Origin of the sequence: Stutzerimonas stutzeri (assembly GCF_002890915.1) — a bacterium.
GTDB classification, from domain to species: domain Bacteria; phylum Pseudomonadota; class Gammaproteobacteria; order Pseudomonadales; family Pseudomonadaceae; genus Stutzerimonas; species Stutzerimonas stutzeri_AF.
Map to the genome: position 1 here is coordinate 1 of NZ_POUT01000017.1, position 17032 is coordinate 17032.

The 17032-nt window shown below is 63.9% G+C and carries 13 protein-coding genes and 1 pseudogene; all 14 read left to right on the forward strand.

The genetic code is table 11. The features are described from left to right. A pseudogene (locus tag CXK94_RS20395) lies at window positions 1–653 on the forward strand (hypothetical protein); the annotation flags it as partial. A gap of 539 nt (window positions 654–1192) precedes the next feature. Next, the gene (locus tag CXK94_RS20400) at window positions 1193–1795 is read left to right on the forward strand and encodes a hypothetical protein (protein WP_037041509.1); all 603 of its coding nucleotides are present in this window, start codon (window positions 1193–1195) and stop codon (window positions 1793–1795) included. A gap of 1270 nt (window positions 1796–3065) precedes the next feature. Further along, window positions 3066–5099, forward strand: a complete 2034-nt coding sequence (locus CXK94_RS20405; protein ID WP_258005970.1) for a TonB-dependent receptor — start codon at window positions 3066–3068, stop codon at window positions 5097–5099. A gap of 271 nt (window positions 5100–5370) precedes the next feature. Next, window positions 5371–6138 carry a substrate-binding periplasmic protein gene (locus CXK94_RS20410; RefSeq protein WP_037041507.1) on the forward strand — a complete coding sequence of 256 codons (768 nt, stop codon included), beginning with the start codon at window positions 5371–5373 and terminating at the stop codon, window positions 6136–6138. 132 nt (window positions 6139–6270) lie between these two features. Beyond that, on the forward strand, window positions 6271–8328 hold the full coding sequence (locus tag CXK94_RS20415) for a BCCT family transporter (protein WP_102895674.1): 2058 nt from the start codon (window positions 6271–6273) through the stop codon (window positions 8326–8328). 250 nt (window positions 8329–8578) lie between these two features. After that, window positions 8579–9352: an ABC transporter ATP-binding protein gene (locus CXK94_RS20420; protein WP_102895675.1), complete on the forward strand. Its 774-nt coding sequence runs from the start codon at window positions 8579–8581 to the stop codon at window positions 9350–9352. A gap of 14 nt (window positions 9353–9366) precedes the next feature. After that, a complete protein-coding gene (locus tag CXK94_RS20425) occupies window positions 9367–10122 on the forward strand; it encodes an ABC transporter substrate-binding protein (protein WP_102895676.1) in 756 nt (251 codons plus the stop codon). A 64-nt stretch (window positions 10123–10186) separates the two neighbouring features. Further along, the gene (locus tag CXK94_RS20430) at window positions 10187–10882 is read left to right on the forward strand and encodes an ABC transporter permease (RefSeq protein ID WP_102895677.1); all 696 of its coding nucleotides are present in this window, start codon (window positions 10187–10189) and stop codon (window positions 10880–10882) included. Continuing rightward, a complete protein-coding gene (locus CXK94_RS20435; protein WP_037041499.1) occupies window positions 10879–11568 on the forward strand; it encodes an ABC transporter permease in 690 nt (229 codons plus the stop codon). Before CXK94_RS20430 ends, CXK94_RS20435 begins: the two co-directional genes overlap by 4 nt. Before the next feature lie 197 nt (window positions 11569–11765). Beyond that, entirely contained in the window at window positions 11766–12668 is a 903-nt protein-coding gene (locus tag CXK94_RS20440) for a D-hexose-6-phosphate mutarotase (RefSeq protein ID WP_102895678.1), read from the forward strand. A gap of 355 nt (window positions 12669–13023) precedes the next feature. After that, a complete protein-coding gene (tssA, locus tag CXK94_RS20445; RefSeq protein WP_102895679.1) occupies window positions 13024–14586 on the forward strand; it encodes a type VI secretion system protein TssA in 1563 nt (520 codons plus the stop codon). A 17-nt stretch (window positions 14587–14603) separates the two neighbouring features. Next, a complete protein-coding gene (tssB, locus tag CXK94_RS20450) occupies window positions 14604–15110 on the forward strand; it encodes a type VI secretion system contractile sheath small subunit (protein ID WP_102895680.1) in 507 nt (168 codons plus the stop codon). 26 nt (window positions 15111–15136) lie between these two features. Then, complete coding sequence (tssC, locus tag CXK94_RS20455) at window positions 15137–16615, forward strand: type VI secretion system contractile sheath large subunit (protein WP_003303357.1); 1479 nt, start codon at window positions 15137–15139, stop codon at window positions 16613–16615. Window positions 16616–16622: 7 nt separating this feature from the next. Beyond that, entirely contained in the window at window positions 16623–17030 is a 408-nt protein-coding gene (gene tssE / locus CXK94_RS20460) for a type VI secretion system baseplate subunit TssE (RefSeq protein ID WP_102895681.1), read from the forward strand. Window positions 17031–17032: the final 2 nt, after the last annotated feature.

Below are 17032 nucleotides of genomic sequence, written 5' to 3' on the forward strand. Positions count from 1 at the left end.
GAAATGTACGGCGCTGTCGAGACACGAAACCCTCCAGAAAGTGGCTTGAAATGGTGTCCACCAAAAATAGGTGGACACCATGCCGTTATCTGGAAGAAGCGGGGAGATGGGTTCGGCGGACGGTTACGGCGCAACTCTGCAACCAGTACCCCAGCACCAGCGGGCAGGAAAGCCGTGCTGCCGAACGCTTCGCCCTGGTGGCTATGGCGGGGGAACTGGCTATCAGCTTTGGCATTCTCCCCCTGCCGACTGGCGCAGCCCGCGACGCAATGTTGGGGCTGTTTGAGGTATGGCGAGCAGGCCGGGGGCAAGGTCCAAGCGAGGATCGGCAGATATTGCGCGCCATCGCTGACTTCATCGCCCGCCACGGCGACACCCGGTTTTCATCCGCCGATGACCCCGAAGGCGAAGCCAGGGACCGCGCCGGGTATTGGGAGGACAGCCCGACCGGGCGCCTGTACCTGTTCAACCGCCCCGGCCTGGAGGAAGCCGCCAAAGGTTACGACCTGGGGCGCGTGGTGCTGGCACTGGAGTCGGTCGGAGCAATTGCCAAGCGTGAACCGGGCCGCGCTCAAGCCACCAAGCGACTGCCCAGCGGGCGCAAGGAAAAACTGTACTGGATCGACGCCGCCAGGCTGGAGCCGGAACAGTAAACGAACCTTGCATTTGCTGCTGGGGACAGTGGGGACAGCGGGGGCGCCCTAGTGCCGCAAGGGCTAGAGCTGCCCCCACCCACTGCAAAGGCAAGGGGACAGTGGGGACAGGCCGGGCAATTTGTCCCCTTTGTCCCCACCCACTGACTGGCATAGGGGACAGCTACAGCCCGCGCCGTTACTCGCCGCCCCCTTTGTCCCCTCTGTCCCCACGGCAAAACACTAAAGGGAAAGCGAAATGAGCGCACTTGCACAGCTTGCCACAACTTGGGGTTATCGAGCGATACGCGACCAGCACCAGCTACCCCACCCGTCCAACCCGCTGCCAACGATCCGCAGCAGCCGACCAGCGCACCAGCACGACCAACCGCACCAGAGGCCACCAGCGAGCCGAAGCGCACCGCCTGGAGGATCACCCGAGCAGGCCAGCCGATTGGCTACATGGTCGGCCAGCCAATGACCTATTCCGAAGCCCTGGCCGCCGCTCGCTGGCGCTGGGCTGATGCCGAACTAGACGGCGCACCAAAGGAGCCGAACCGATGAAAGCCAGCCAGATTCGAGCGCTCGCCAACATAGCCGACAAGCCAGGCGCCAGCGTGAGCACGCAACTAATCGCCACGCGCCGGGTATGTCGCCTTTTTTGTCATGAGCGCGCAACGATCCACCAAGAGCGCCGCGCATTGAGACGCAAAGCCGCCAAGCTGAAAGCCTTTTTGCCATTCACTGCCGCAGCCGTTGCCGACCTGGAGCAGCAAGCCAGGGAGCACGAAGCCGAATCGCTGGAGGGTATGAGCCGGACGCTGATCGGCATAGGCCGTGCCGTCATCCTGCAAAGCGCCAGCACCACGGCGGCGCTGGGCTTCGACCGGCTGTGCGATCTGCTGAGCGTGAACCCCACGCATCGAGCACAAGCGATCCGCGACGGTGACACCGGGCTACACGAGCTGGTTTTTATTGCCTGCCTGGAGGACAGCGCAACGGGGCACGGCACGGCCTGGGGAGACGGCGGGCCGCTGTATCAGGCCTGCCTGCTGGCTATGGCTGACTTCATCCGCAACGCACCAGAGGGAGCGCTACCCGATCCGTTCGCACCCGGCGCACCTTTCGGACCGAAGCTGCCGCCCGTGCTGCGCGTGGTTTGATCGCCAGCGCCACGGACGGCGCTACCCCACCCCATTAGGTTCTTCCCCACCCCGGCACCCATCACGGGTGATTCGCGCCCCGCCTTTTCGCTTCATACGGACTTTTCCAGCCTGACCCCGCTTCCGGTTCCGCCTTCCGCTGGAAGCCCAGCCAGCACGCCCGCAACGGACACCAGCAAGGCGGAAACGACCGGCACCAGTTGGCCTATTGCCCAGCACCAGCGCCCTACCTGCGAAGCCCGGAGCGAGACAACGAAACAACAACCAACCCACCAGCCAGCGCCGTATATAGCGAACGGTCACGGCGCGAATCACCCGCACCCCCGGCGCCCCTCCGGGAGAACCTAATGGGGGGTGGCCCGGTTCGCAGCCGGTTCGCGCAATTGGTTCGCACCTGGTACGCACGGAAACTACGCACTTTCGCGCACACTTTTCACGCACGAACGCCCGCTGCGGAAACAACCCCATGAACGGTTTCTGTAGCCCCTAAAAAGAGCTGTGCTGGCGTTGCGAAAACCAACCCCATGGACGATTGGGGAAATACCCCATGCAAGCCGCCATCGAGGGTGATGTTTGGGTGAGGCGGACGGCAAGATTACGGCAAGGGCTGGGGCGAGATTAGGGCGAGGTGCGACACCTGACAGCAGGCGGCAGCACGCTAAGGAAACGCTAAGGCGAAACGAGCCATTGGAGCCGGAACGGGGGGCACTTTTTGTTTTGGGGGCATTTTTGGGGGCATCACAAAACCAGCGAACCACACAAACCCAGTAAATACGCCGCCTGTAGCGATTGGTTCGGTTCCGTCCCTGGCACCACTGATTCGAACGAAAAGGCTCACCTTGCGGTGGGCCTTTTTTGCTTTCTGCGTTCCGCACCCTGAAACAGGCCCACACCGGGCGCCCTGCGTTTCCACGTTACGATACCCGCCCTTCCCGTGGCCGGTTCGCGGACGCGTGCTGACCCTCTCTTCCCCGACGCACTCCCTGTCCTTCCCAGCCAGCCTGCCCAGCACGACGACTCCAGAGCGGTCGAGCCGGCTGGTGCCGGCACGTTTTCCTCGGTCGCGCTGTGCGCACAAGATAAAACACAATGCAAATTATTTTCATTTAGTTTACATTCCCGCCCCGATTTCCCTCCACAACACCAACATCGGGAGCGTCACGTGTTCCGCAAATCCTGGCTGTGCCTGTCCATTTCGCTCGCAACCCTTTCCCTTTCAACCATTCCCGCCCTGGCCAAAGAAGCCGAACAAGCAAAGGAACTCGAGGCCGTGACCATTAGTGCGACACGTGCCCGAAGCGAAGCGGGCAAGACACCGCAGAAGATCACGGTGATAAGCCGCGAGCAGATCGAGCAGCAGCTGGCGATCACTTCGGACCACGGTGCGGTGCTGAGCAACCTGATTCCGTCCTATTCGCCGAGCCGGCAGAAGATGAGCAGCGCCGGCGAAACTTTCCGCGGGCGCTCGGCGCTGATCCTGATCGACGGCGTGCCGCAATCGACACCGCTGCGCGACAGCCAGCGCGATGGCTACGTGATCGACCTGTCGATGGTCGAGCGCATCGAAGTGATTCATGGTGCCAGCGCCGAACACGGCCTGGGGGCCACCGGCGGCATCATCAACTATGTCACCCGCCGGCCGGCCAGCGGCACGCTGCGCCAGCACGCCGGCGTGAGCTTCACCGCGCCCACCGACTACGAGTCCGAGGGGCTGGGATACAAGCTCGATTACCGGGTCGAGGGCACCCAGGGCAACTTCGATTACCTGGCCTCGGCCAGCTGGCAGACCCAGGGTATGTTCTACGATGCCAACGGCGACCTGATCGGCGTCGACGATACCCAGGGCGACGTGATGGATTCGACCAGCCACGATCTGCTGCTCAAGCTCGGCTACTGGCTGGACGACAACCAGAACATCGGCCTGATGGTCAACCGCTACCAGGTCGAGGGCGAACACGAGTACGTCAACGTGCCCGGCAACGCCAACGCCGGCATCCCGGCCACCTCGCGCAAGGGCGACCCGCTGGGCAAGGCGCCGCAGAACGAGGTGCTGGCGACCAGCCTGTCCTACAAGCACGCCGACCTGTATGGCAACGAGCTGGGCGTGCAGCTGTATTCCCAGCGCTTTCGCGGCCGCTTCGGCGGTGGCTACAACGGCACCTTCCAGGATGCCAGCATTGCGCCAGTGGGCACGCTGTTCGACCAGTCGCAGAACGAGTCGGACAAGTACGGCGGCAAGTTCACCCTCAGCCGCGACGGCCTGCTCGACAATCACCTGAAGCTCACCGGCGGCCTCGACGTGTTGCAGGACACCACCAGCCAGCAGCTGATCCTCACCGATCGCGAGTGGGTGCCCGAAACCGTATTCCGCAACTATGCGCCCTTCCTGCAAGCGGAAATCCGCGCCCTGGAGCAGCTGACCTTCTTCACCGGCGTGCGCCACGAGTTCGCCGAACTCGAGGTCGACAGCTTCCGCACCATCGCCTCGACCAACCCGGCGCTGGGCGGCGTCACCGTCGAGGGCGGCAAGCCGAAGTTCGAGGAAACGCTCTACAACGCCGGCCTGGTCTGGCAGATGAACGACTGGGCGCAGCTGTTCGCCAACTATTCCGAGGGCTTCGGCATGCCCGACGTCGGCCGCGTGCTGCGCGGCATCGGCACGCCGGGTACGCGGGTGGACAATTTCCTCGACCTGCAACCGATCGTCACCGAGAACCGCGAGATCGGCCTGCGCCTGAAGCACGGTCCGTTCGATGCGGAAATCAGCTACTACGAATCCGATGCCGACCTCGGCTCGCGCCTCGACAGCGTCGGCGGCGTCTACCAGATTCGCCGCGAACGCACCGAGATCGACGGCGTCGAGTTCACCGGCGGCTGGCAGGTCAACGCGGCCCATCGCCTGCAACTGACCTACGCCCAGGTCAATGGCCAGTCCGATACCGATGGCGACGGCGATGTGGATACCGATCTGGATGGTGCCAACATCTCGCCGGACCGCTACGGCATCAGCTGGCAAGCCAACTGGAGCGAACGACTGCACAGCCTGCTGCAGGCCAACCACTACGCCAGCCGTAGCTTCGACCAGCCGGGGCTGGATTTCGACGGCTACACACTGGTGGACGCCTCCGTCGGCTACCGTCTGCCGGTCGGCGAAGTCAACCTCGGTATCGAGAACCTGCTCGATCGCGACTACCTCACCTACTACTCGCAGGCCGCCAACACCGGCTCGGACGTCACCCGCAACGGCCGCGTGTTCAACGGCCGCGGGCGCACCTTCACGCTCGGCTATCAGGTCAGCTTCTAGAGCCCTGGGCGAGACGGCCGCGCACAACCTGGCGTGGCCGTCTCGCCTTCCGGACGCCGGCAGGGGGCCGGGCGGCCGGCCGTCGCGGTCGCCGCCACGCTCATTGGGCAACCGGTGCTCCGGCCCGGCAGCCCAACCGCGATCGGCGGCGAAAGGTCGCGCAACCACCGGCAACGCGCTAGCCTGTGCCTAACGCAGAGGCAGAGCGCGTCTGTGAGTGTCCGGCCGCCCTGGAGCTAGCGCCATGCCGATACGATGGATCGCCGCGTGCATGGGCCTGGCCTTCGTCGCGGCCGAGAGCCACGCCACTGAGCTTCGCTTCGTTACCGAAGACTTCCCGCCGTTCACCTACGTCGCCGCGCAGGAGGTCCGGGCCGGTGCCGACCCCAGCGCCGACGGCTCCGCCGCTGCCGGGCCACTGGTCGAGGTGGTGCTCGCCGTGTGCAAACGCCTCGAGCGGCACTGCCCGATCGCCGTGCATCCCTGGCGCCGCGCCCTGGCGCTGGCCGAGGAGGGCGAGGTGGACGGAATCTTCACGGTCATCCACTCACCGCAGCGCGACCGCGCCTTCCATATCACGCGCATGCTGGTCACTTCCCGCTACAGCGTCTATGCCCGCGATCCGAGCCCCGACCTCTACCACCGCCCGCAAGACATGGCCGGGCGAACGGTCGGCGTCTATGGTCCCTCGGGCACTTCGTTCGTGCTCAGCGAGCGCCTGCGGGAAGTCGCCGACGTGGACATCCAGCTGGTGGCGGACAACCGCCGGCTGCTGCGCATGCTCGCCGCCGGCCGCTTCGGCGAGGACGGCATGGCGGTAGCCAACCAGGATGTCGCCTGGCACCTGATCGAAGACGAACGGCTGCACGAGATCCACGAGGTCGGCGAGCTGCAGCCGGTGTCCTACGGCATCGGGTTGTCGCGCAAGCGCATCAGCGCGGCACAGTTCCACGCCTTCGAGCAGGCGCTCGATGAGCTCATCGCGGACGGTACGGTGTCGGCGATCCTGCGACGGCATCATCTCGAAGCGGCTTTCTGACCCCGTCCCCCGCGGCCGTTCCTTCCGGCGAGCGGCGCACGTTGAGCGTTTCGCGAAAATGACCGTCTATGCTTGAGGCGTGCCCGGATTTTCCGATGCCCTTCAGTTTCCACCCAGAGAACATCGCCTCCTATGGTCCCCGACAAGACGCTGCCCAAGGCCGTGATCCTCGTGCCGGTATTCGTGCCGGCGGTGGTCGTGACGCTGCTGCTGGTGATCGGCACCATCAGCAATCCCGAGCTGGCCGGCGAGGTCTTCAGCGCGAGCCTGGCCTTCATCACCACCAATTTCGGCTGGTTCTACATGCTGGCGGTGGCGTTCTTCCTGGTCTTCATCGTCGGCATCGCGCTGACCAGATGGGGCAGCATCAAGCTCGGGCCGGACCATGCGGAGCCGCAGTACAGTTTCCCGGCCTGGTTCGCCATGCTGTTTTCCGCCGGCTACGGCATCGCCCTGCTGTTCTTCGGCGTGGCCGAACCGGTGCTGCACTACTCGACGCCCCCGGTCGGCGCCCCGGAAACCGTCGATGCGGCCAAGCAGGCCATGCAGATCGCCTTCTTCCACTGGGGCTTCCACATCTGGGCGATCTACGGCCTGACCGGCCTGGTGCTGGCCTACTTCTCCTTCCGCCATGGCCTGCCGCTGTCGATGCGCTCGGCGCTCTACCCGCTCATCGGCGAGCGCATCCACGGGCCCATCGGCCATACGGTGGACATCTTCGCCATCCTCGGCACGCTGTTCGGCATCGCCACCACCCTCGGCCTGTCGGTCACCCAGATCAACGCCGGGATGAATTACCTGTGGCCGCAGATCCCGGTCAATATCGGCGTGCAGATCATCGCCATCGCGCTGATCACCCTGATGGCCATCGTCTCGGTGGTCGCCGGCCTCGACAAGGGGGTGAAGAACCTCTCGCTGCTGAACATGATCCTGGCCATCGCGCTGATGCTGTTCGTCTTCACCGTCGGCCCGACCATCTTCATCCTCGAGACATTCCTGCAGAACACCGGCAGCTACCTGAACAACATCATCGAGCGCACCTTCAACCTGCAGGCCTACAGCCGCAGCGACTGGATCGGCAACTGGACGCTGTTCATCTTCGGCTGGACCATCGCCTGGTCGCCCTTCGTCGGCCTGTTCATCGCCAAGATCAGCCGCGGCCGCACCATCCGCCAGTTCGTCTTCGGCGTGATGTTCGTGCCGACCATCTTCACCTTCCTCTGGTTCTCCATCTTCGGCGACACCGCGCTGCACCTGATCATGGTCGAGGGCTACAGCTCGCTGATCAGCGAGGTGCAGGCCGATCATGCCATCGCGCTGTTCAAGCTGTTCGAGCGGCTGCCACTGACCGCGATCGCCTCGTTCATCGCGGTGTTGCTGATCATCACCTTCTTCGTCACCTCGTCGGACTCCGGCTCGCTGGTGATCGACTCGCTGGCCGCCGGCGGCGCCACGCATACGCCGGTCTGGCAACGGGTATTCTGGGCCAGCAGCGAAGGCGCCGTGGCCGCCACCCTGCTGCTCGCCGGCGGCCTCGGCGCGCTGCAGACCATGACCATCGCCAGCGCCCTGCCCTTCGCCGTCGTCATGCTGCTGTCGGCACTGGGCATGTGGCGCGCGCTGGTGATCGAAGGCCACCACGAAGTCAGCCTGCAGAGCCACATGCAGGGCAGCCGGCTGGCCAGCAATGCCGGGCCCGGCCTGTGGAAGAAGCGCCTGGCGGGCTTGGTCAACTTCCCCAGCCGCGAGGAGGTCGAGGGCTTCATGTCGACCGCCGTGCTCAAGGGCATGCGTCGGGTACAGCGGGCGCTGGCCGAACAGGGCTGGCCGGCCGAGGTGCACGTCGACGAACAGAATTCGCGGCTGTACCTGGAGGTGATCAAGGAGGACCAGCTGGATTTCATCTACGAAATCCGTCTGCTCAGCTACGCCATGCCGGCGTTCGCACTCTCCGAAAGCCCCGATGACGAGGACCAGTACTACCGCGCGGAAGTCTTCCTGCGCCGTGGCGGGCAGTCCTATGACATCTATGGTTACGACCAGGCGGACATCATCGGCGACATCCTCGACCAGTTCGAGAAGTACCTGCACTTCCTGCATATTTCCCCCGGCAGCCTGCCGTGGAAAATGGAAGAGCACGACGAAATGCTCAGCGGCGAAGCCGACGAAGCGAAATCGCCTCAGCAGTAGCGAGATCCCGCACGCCCATTCGCGGACAGCCGTGCCAGGCACCGGCGCAGACGGGACGAGCGGGAGCGATGAAGGCCGTTGGGCGCTTTTAGAGCCCACGAAGCCGGTAAATTCGGCCTTCTTCGCGCTTGGCGCGTGCCCCGGTGCATGCTAGGTTTGCGCCTCGCCAGGATGGCGAGCAGTCGGCCGGAGCGCAATCAACACAATACCCAGACCTGGCGGCCTTCGCCGGTCTCACAGAGGACCCCGCATGGCCGAGGCCATACCCGCACTGGAAATCCGCAACCTGCACAAGCGCTACGGCGATCTGGAAGTTCTCAAAGGCATCTCGCTGACCGCTCGTGATGGCGATGTGATTTCCATCCTCGGCTCTTCAGGCTCTGGCAAGTCCACCTTCCTGCGCTGCATCAACCTGCTCGAGAATCCCAACGAGGGCGAGATCCTGGTCGCCGGCGAGCAGCTCAAGCTCAAGCGCGACAAGCAGGGCGACCTGGTCGCCGCCGATGGCCGGCAGCTCAACCGGGTGCGCAGCGAGCTGGGCTTCGTGTTCCAGAACTTCAACCTCTGGCCGCACATGACCATCCTCGACAACATCATCGAGGCGCCGCGCCGGGTTCTCGGCCAGAGCAAGGCCGAAGCCACCGAGGTGGCCGAGGCGCTGCTGGCCAAGGTCGGCATCGCCGACAAACGCCACGTCTACCCCAACCAGCTTTCCGGCGGTCAGCAGCAGCGCGCGGCGATCGCTCGCACGCTGGCGATGCAGCCCAAGGTAATCCTGTTCGACGAACCCACCTCGGCGCTCGATCCGGAAATGGTACAAGAAGTGCTTGCAGTGATCCGGTCGCTCGCCGAGGAAGGCCGGACTATGCTGCTCGTCACCCACGAAATGAATTTCGCCAAGCAGGTATCCAGCGAAGTGGTGTTCCTCCACCAGGGTCTGGTCGAGGAGCAGGGAACGCCCGAGCAGGTATTTGACAATCCTCAATCGGCGCGCTGTAAACAATTCATGTCTAGCCATCGCTAATGGAGCAACACCGCATGAAGAGCTATAAGAAGATCCTGCTGACCGCTGCTGCCTCGCTGATCATCGGCACCCAGGCATTCGCGGCGGAAAAACTACGGATTGGTACCGAAGGCGCCTACCCGCCCTTCAACCTGATCGACGCCAGCGGCAAGGTGGTCGGCTTCGATCTGGATATCTCCCACGCACTGTGCGCCAAGATGAAGGTCGAGTGCGAGGTGGTTACCTCTGATTGGGACGGCATCATTCCGGCGCTGAACGCCGGCAAGTTCGACTTCCTCGCCGCCTCCATGTCGGTCACCGAAGAGCGCAAGAACGCCGTCGACTTCACCGACCACTACTACACCAACAAGCTGCAGTTCGTGGCGCCGAAGAACGTCGACTTCAAGACCGACGAGAGCTACCTGAAAGGCAAAGTGATCGGTGCGCAGCGCGCGACCATCGCCGGCACCTGGCTGGAAGACAACCTGGATCGCGTCGTCGACATCAAACTCTACGACACCCAGGAAAACGCCTATCTGGACCTGGCCTCCGGTCGCGTCGACGGCATCCTGGCCGACACCTTCGTGCAGTGGGAATGGCTCAAGAGCGATGCCGGCAAGGACTTCGAGTTCAAGGGCGAGCCGGTATTCGATGACGACAAGATCGCCATCGCCGTGCGCAAGGGCAACGATGAACTGCGCGAGCGGCTGAACAAGGCACTGGCGGAGATCATCGCTGACGGCACCTACAAGCAGATCAACGACAAGTACTTCCCGTTCAGCATTTACTGATCCAACCGAGCCGAAGCCCGGTCGCCAGCCTTCTGGCCGACCGGGCTTCGGTGTTTGAGCTTCTATGATTCCTGACCTTCACGGATTCGGTCCGGCCCTGCTCGCCGGCACCTGGATGACTATCCAACTGGCCCTCGCCTCCCTGGCGCTGGGGCTGGTGCTCGGCCTGCTCGGCGCACTCGCCAAGACCTCACCCTACAGCGCGCTGCGCTGGCTGGGCGGCACCTACTCGACCATCGTGCGCGGCGTACCCGAATTGCTCTGGGTGCTGCTGATCTATTTCGGCACCATCAGCATGATTCGCGGCATAGGCGAGCTGTTCGGCATCGAGAATCTCGCGCTCAGCCCGTTCGCCGCCGGCACCATCGCCCTGGGTCTGTGCTTTGGCGCCTACGCTACCGAAGTGTTCCGCGGCGCACTGCTGGCGATTCCCAAGGGCCACCGTGAAGCCGGCCTGGCACTGGGCCTGGGCAAACGGCGCATCTTTACCCGCCTGATCCTGCCGCAGATGTGGCGCCTGGCCCTGCCTGGCCTCGGCAACCTGTTCATGATCCTGATGAAGGACACCGCGCTGGTCTCGGTGATCGGTCTTGAGGAAATCATGCGTCGCTCGCAGATCGCAGTGACCGCCAGCAAGGAACCCTTCACCTTCTTCCTGGTGGCGGCCTTCATCTACCTGTGCCTGACCATCGTCGCCATGATCGGCATGCACTTCCTGGAAAAACGCGCCGGCCGCGGCTTCATCAGGAGCGTCGCATGACCTGGGAAATCTTCCTCAAGTGGCTGCCGAGCTTCGTCGACGGCGCCTGGCTGACCCTGCAGCTGGTCGGCGTTTCGGTCGTCGCCGGGCTGATCCTCGCCCTACCGCTGGGCATCGCCCGCTCGTCCCGACATCTGGCGGTACGCGCGCTGCCCTACGGCTATATCTTCTTCTTCCGCGGCACCCCGCTGCTGGTGCAGCTGTTCCTGGTCTACTACGGCATGGCGCAGTTCGACATCGTGCGCCAGAGTGCGCTCTGGCCCTATCTGCGTGATCCGTACTGGTGCGCCATCATCACCATGACGCTGCACACCGCCGCCTACATCGCCGAGATCATCCGCGGCGCGATCCAGAACGTGCCCCCCGGCGAAGTAGAAGCCGCGCGCGCGCTGGGCATGTCGCGCAGCCAGGCGCTGCTGCACGTCATCCTGCCGCGCGCCGCGCGCATCGGCCTGCCGGCCTACAGCAACGAGGTGATCCTGATGCTCAAGGCCAGCGCCCTGGCCAGCACCATCACCCTGCTGGAACTGACCGGCATGGCGCGCAAGATCGCCGCGCGCACCTACCTGCACGAGGAAATGTTCCTCACCGCCGGCCTGATCTACCTGCTGATCGCCTTCGTCCTGATGCAGGGCTTCAAGCTGCTGGAGCGCTGGCTGCGCGTGGATGCCTGCCAGGGGCGCTGAACCGCGTGAGGGTGGATCGCGCTTCACCGATCCACCGGGTGGCGATCCACCGGGTGGCGTCCCACCGGGTGGCGATCCACCGGGGCGTCCCACCGAACGGAGCCGTGGTGGATGTGAAAGGCGACATCCACCCTACGATGAAATCCAGTCCTGCAGCTGTTGTCAGAGACACATCTGAGCCATCCACGAGACCACCTATGCCCGTTGATATCCAGCACATCGAAATAGACCAGCTCGCCTGCTGGCGCATCCGCCGCGGCGATGACGAACTGTTGGTCGCCGAACAGGGCGCCCAGGTGCTCAGCTATCGCCAGGGCGACGCGCCGCCGATCATCTGGCTCAGCGAGGAAGCGGCGTTCCACCAGGGTCAGTCAGTGCGCGGCGGTGTGCCGGTGTGCTGGCCCTGGTTCGGCGACCTGGCGCGCAATCCGCAGGCGGTGCAGGCCAGCTACGACGGAGAGCAACCGGCGCCATTCCATGGGCTGGTACGCGCACTGGACTGGCAGTTGCAGGAACAACGCAGCGAGGGCGACGCGGCCATCCTGGTATTTCATTGCCCCCAGGCGCAGGGCAAGCTGCCGGGTTGGTCCCACAACGTGGAGCTGACGCTACAGATCCGCCTGGCCGACGACCTGCAACTGACCCTGAGCAGCCACAATCGCGGCGCCACGCCGATCGGCATCAGCCAGGCGCTGCACAGCTACTTCGCCATCAGCGACATCCATCGGGTCGCCGTCGAAGGGCTCGCCGGCCGCCCCTATATCGACACCCTGGAGAACTGGCAGCGGCGCCAGCAACAGGGCGACCTGCATTTCAGCGGCGAAACCGACCGCATCTACCTCGACCTGCCAGACACGCTCAGCCTCGTCGACCTGGGCTGGAACCGGCGCATCCGGCTCACCAGCACCGGCTCCGCCTCGGCCATCCTGTGGAACCCCTGGATCGACAAGGCACAGCGCCTGTCCGGCTTTGCCGACGATGCCTGGCAGCGGATGCTCTGCATCGAAACGGCAAACGTATTGGACGACGCGATCATGCTTCAACCCGGTCAGCGTCATCTTATTGGCGTTGAAATCCAGGCAACTGCTATCGAGTTATAGCAACTAACACGCTGCTCTTGCGCTGTAATGGCTATTTGCCTGTAAGCGTTATCCTACATATGAAGAGATTATTTCTTACACCTTTAGTTGACGCCAATAAACAACTAGCGAGTGTTTCGAAATTAGTTCCCCGATCATCCGTATAATATTTACCAATGTTATACGGATCACACTTCATGCCTTGAACGCCCCCTCCGCCAGGTCTAGGATGCCCACCCCATAAGGGCCCTGCGCAATTAGTTGCGCAATCAAAGTGCGCAATAAGTTGCACAGCCCGCTCGCAGAAGCCTGCCTTCAATATATGAACACAGGCTTCCAGAAGTTCACGGACCGAACTTGAACGTCACGGAAGACCATGCACGCCAGCGCACTCAGCAAGCATTATCTGGAACTTGCCCGAAAGCCGGTCAACGACAGCAATTTTGCCGGTGACGATATTCGCTACAGCAGCGAATTCGAACTGCTGGAAGCCGAACTGGCCAAAGCCGGGGCACTGCACCATACCACCGGCATCGACTGGCAGAAGGTCCGCGAAGGCAGCGAGATGCTGCTCGCCTCGCTGTCCAAGGACCTGCGCGCCGCCGCCTGGTTGACCTGGAGCCTGTTTCAGCGCGAGTCTTTCGCTGGACTACAGGCCGGGCTGAATTTGCTGCAGTACCTGTGCAGCAATCACTGGGCCGAACTGCATCCACGCAAGCCACGCACCCGCGCCGCCGCGATTAACTGGCTGCTGCCGCGCCTGGAACAGACCTTTTCCGAAGACGTGCCGGTCGGCGAACAGCTGCCGCTGTTCCGCAGCCTGGCCGAGCAACTGCATGCTCTGGAGCAGTGCCTGTCCGGTCATCTCGGCGAAGACGCACCGCTGCTGTTGCCGCTTTGCCGCCAACTCGACGGCATGGTCAAACGCGCCAGCTCGGGGCAACCGCAGCCCGGGACAGTGGGCGCAGCCATCGCCCAGGTGAAGCAGGTCGCCAGTCAAGTCTTCGCCCCCGGCTCGCCGATAGAGAACGACAAGGAAGCGCTCAAGGCCCTGCGCAACCTACAGGAACAGGCCCGCCCGCTGACCGCCTGGTGGCTCAAGCAGCGCACCAGCGATCTGCGCCCCCTGCGCCTGGCGCGAACCCTGCTCTGGCTGAGCATCGACAGCCTGCCCGAGCACAACAGCGAGCAGATCACCGCGCTACGTGGCGTACCCGCCGACAAGCTGGCCAGCTACCGCGAACGCTTCGCTCAGGGGCAGTACGCCGACCTGCTGGTGGACCTGGAAAACAGCACCGCGCGCGCGCCGTTCTGGCTGGACGGTCAGCGCCTGGCCTGGGAGTGCCTGCAGGAGCTGGACGCCGCGCAGGCCATGCGCGAAGTGGAGATTCAGCTCGCGCTGTTCCTGCAACGCGTACCGCGTCTGGAAGAGCTGTGCTTTCACGACGGCACCCCGTTCGCCGACGCCGAAACCCGCGCCTGGATCAGCGGCCAGGTCATGCCCCATGTACAGCCGGCCACGGCCGCCAGACAGGAAGAACCGCCTGTCACCGGCACCGCACAACCGAGCTGGGAGCTCGCGCTGCAAGAGGCCGTTCCGCTGTTGCGCAAAGAAGGCCTCAAGCCTGCCGTGCAACAGCTCAAGCAGGGCCTGGCTCGCGCCCGCGGCGGCCGCGAGCGCTTCTTCTGGCAGCTGAGCCTCGCCCGCCTGTGCTACCAGGCCAAGAAATACGAGCTGGCCAAAACCCAGCTCGAAGCACTCGACCAGCAGCTCGAGGCCAGTGGCCTGGGCAGCTGGGAACCCGATCTCGCCCTCGAGGTACTGCGCCTGCTGCACAGCTGTTGCGAGCTGCTGCCGCAGAACCACGCCGTGCGTGAAAGCAAGGATGAGATTTACCGCAGGCTGTGCCACCTCGATCTCGAAGTGGTGCTGGACTAACCGCAAAGGAGAACACCATGGCCAAAGAAGGCTCGGTTGCACCCAAGGAACGCATCAACGTCACGTTCAAGCCGGCCACCGGCAACGCTCAGGAAGAGGTCGAGCTGCCCCTCAAGCTGATGGTGCTGGGCGATTTCACCCAGCGCGCCGACGACCGCAAGATCGAAGACCGCAAGCCCATCGCCATCGACAAGAACAGCTTCGACGAGGTCCTGGCCAAGCAGGAGCTGAACCTGACCTTCGGCGTGCCGAACCGCCTGCAGGACGAGCAGACCGATGACGAGTTGGCCGTGCAGCTGCGCATCAACTCGATGAAAGACTTCAACCCGGCAAACCTGGTCGAGCAGGTCCCGGAGCTGAAGAAACTGATGGACCTGCGCGACGCCCTGGTCGCCCTGAAGGGCCCGCTGGGCAACGCCCCGGCCTTCCGCAAGGCCATCGAAAGCGTACTCGCCGACGACGATTCGCGCGACCGCGTACTCGGCGAACTGGGCCTGGCGGCCAAAGAGAAGCTGGACGCCTGATATCACCGACAAGGAAGCACATCTACATGACCACTAGCGCAGCCGCCGTCGAGCACGGCAACCACCTCGCCGAAGGCGGCATCCTCGACCGCATCATCGCCGAAACCCGCCTGACCCCGGACGACGAGGCCTACGACATCGCCAAGCGCGGCGTCTCGGCCTTCATCGAAGAACTGCTCAAGCCGCAGAACGAAAACGAGCCGGTGAAGAAGGCCATGGTCGACCGCATGATCGCGGAGATCGACGCCAAGCTCAGCCAGCAGATGGACGAGATCCTTCACCACCCGCAGTTCCAGGCCCTGGAGTCGTCCTGGCGCGGCCTGAAGCTGCTGGTGGATCGCACCAACTTTCGCGAGAACATCAAGCTCGAGCTGCTCAACGCCTCCAAGCAGGACCTGCTGGACGACTTCGAGGACAGCCCGGAGATCGTCCAGTCCGGCCTGTACAAGCACATCTACACCGCCGAGTACGGCCAGTTCGGCGGCCAGCCGGTCGGTGCGCTGATCGCCAACTATTTCTTCGACCCCAGCGCGCCCGACGTGAAGACCATGCAGTATGTCGCCAGCGTCGCCAGCATGTCCCACGCGCCCTTCATCGCCGCCGCCGGCCCGAAATTCTTCGGCCTGGAAAGCTTCACCGGCCTGCCGGACCTGAAGGATCTCAAGGATCACTTCGAGGGCCCGCAGTTCACCAAGTGGCAGAGCTTCCGCGAGCAGGAAGATGCCCGCTACGTCGGCCTGACCGTTCCGCGCTTCCTGCTGCGCAACCCCTACGACCCGGAAGATAACCCGGTTAAAAGCTTCGTCTACAAGGAAAACGTCGCCGGCAGCCACGAGCACTACCTGTGGGGCAACACCGCCTACGCCTTCGCCAGCCGCCTGACCGACAGCTTCGCCAAGTTCCGCTGGTGCCCGAACATCATCGGGCCGCAGAGCGGCGGCGCAGTGGAGGACCTGCCGCTGCACCATTTCGAAAGCATGGGCGAGATCGAGACCAAGATCCCGACCGAAGTGCTGGTTTCCGACCGGCGCGAGTACGAGCTGGCCGAGGAAGGCTTTATCGCCCTGACCATGCGCAAGGGCAGCGACAACGCCGCGTTCTTCTCCGCCAATTCAGCGCAGAAGCCGAAGTTCTTCGGCAACAGCGAGGAAGGCAAGACCGCCGAGCTGAACTACAAGCTCGGCACCCAGCTGCCCTACCTGTTCATCGTCAACCGCCTGGCGCACTACCTGAAGGTGCTGCAGCGCGAGCAGATCGGTGCCTGGAAGGAGCGCACCGACCTCGAACTGGAACTGAACAAGTGGATCCGCCAGTTCGTCGCCGACCAGGAGAACCCCAGCGCCGAAGTCCGCAGCCGTCGCCCGCTGCGCGCCGCCCAGGTCAACGTCAGCGACGTCGAGGGCGAACCGGGCTGGTACCGCGTCAGCCTCAGCGTGCGTCCGCACTTCAAGTACATGGGCGCGGATTTCACCCTGTCGCTGGTCGGCAAGCTGGACAAGGAGTGACCGCTGGATGACGGAATACGGCAGCCTGTTCGAGCGTCTCGGCGGCGAAGCCGGCCGGCGCACCGGCTGGAGCCGCGAGATCGCGGCCATGGCCTCGGTGGCTGCCCATCTGTCGAAGATGCTCAGCACCCGGGCGGGCAGCGTACAGACGCTGCCCGACTACGGGTTGCCCGATCTGAACGACATGCGCCTGTCGTTGCACGACTCGCTGCAACAGGCGCGTGCCGCCATCGAACGCTTCATCGAAGCCTACGAACCCCGTTTGAGCCAGGTGCGGGTGGTTTCCCTGCCCCGCGACCATGACCTGCTGCGCCTCGCCTTCGCCATCGAGGGGCTGCTGGAAGTGGACGGCATCAGGCGGCCGGTCAGCTTTTCCGCCAACCTGGACGGTAGCGGACAGGTGAAGGTTCGCTGACA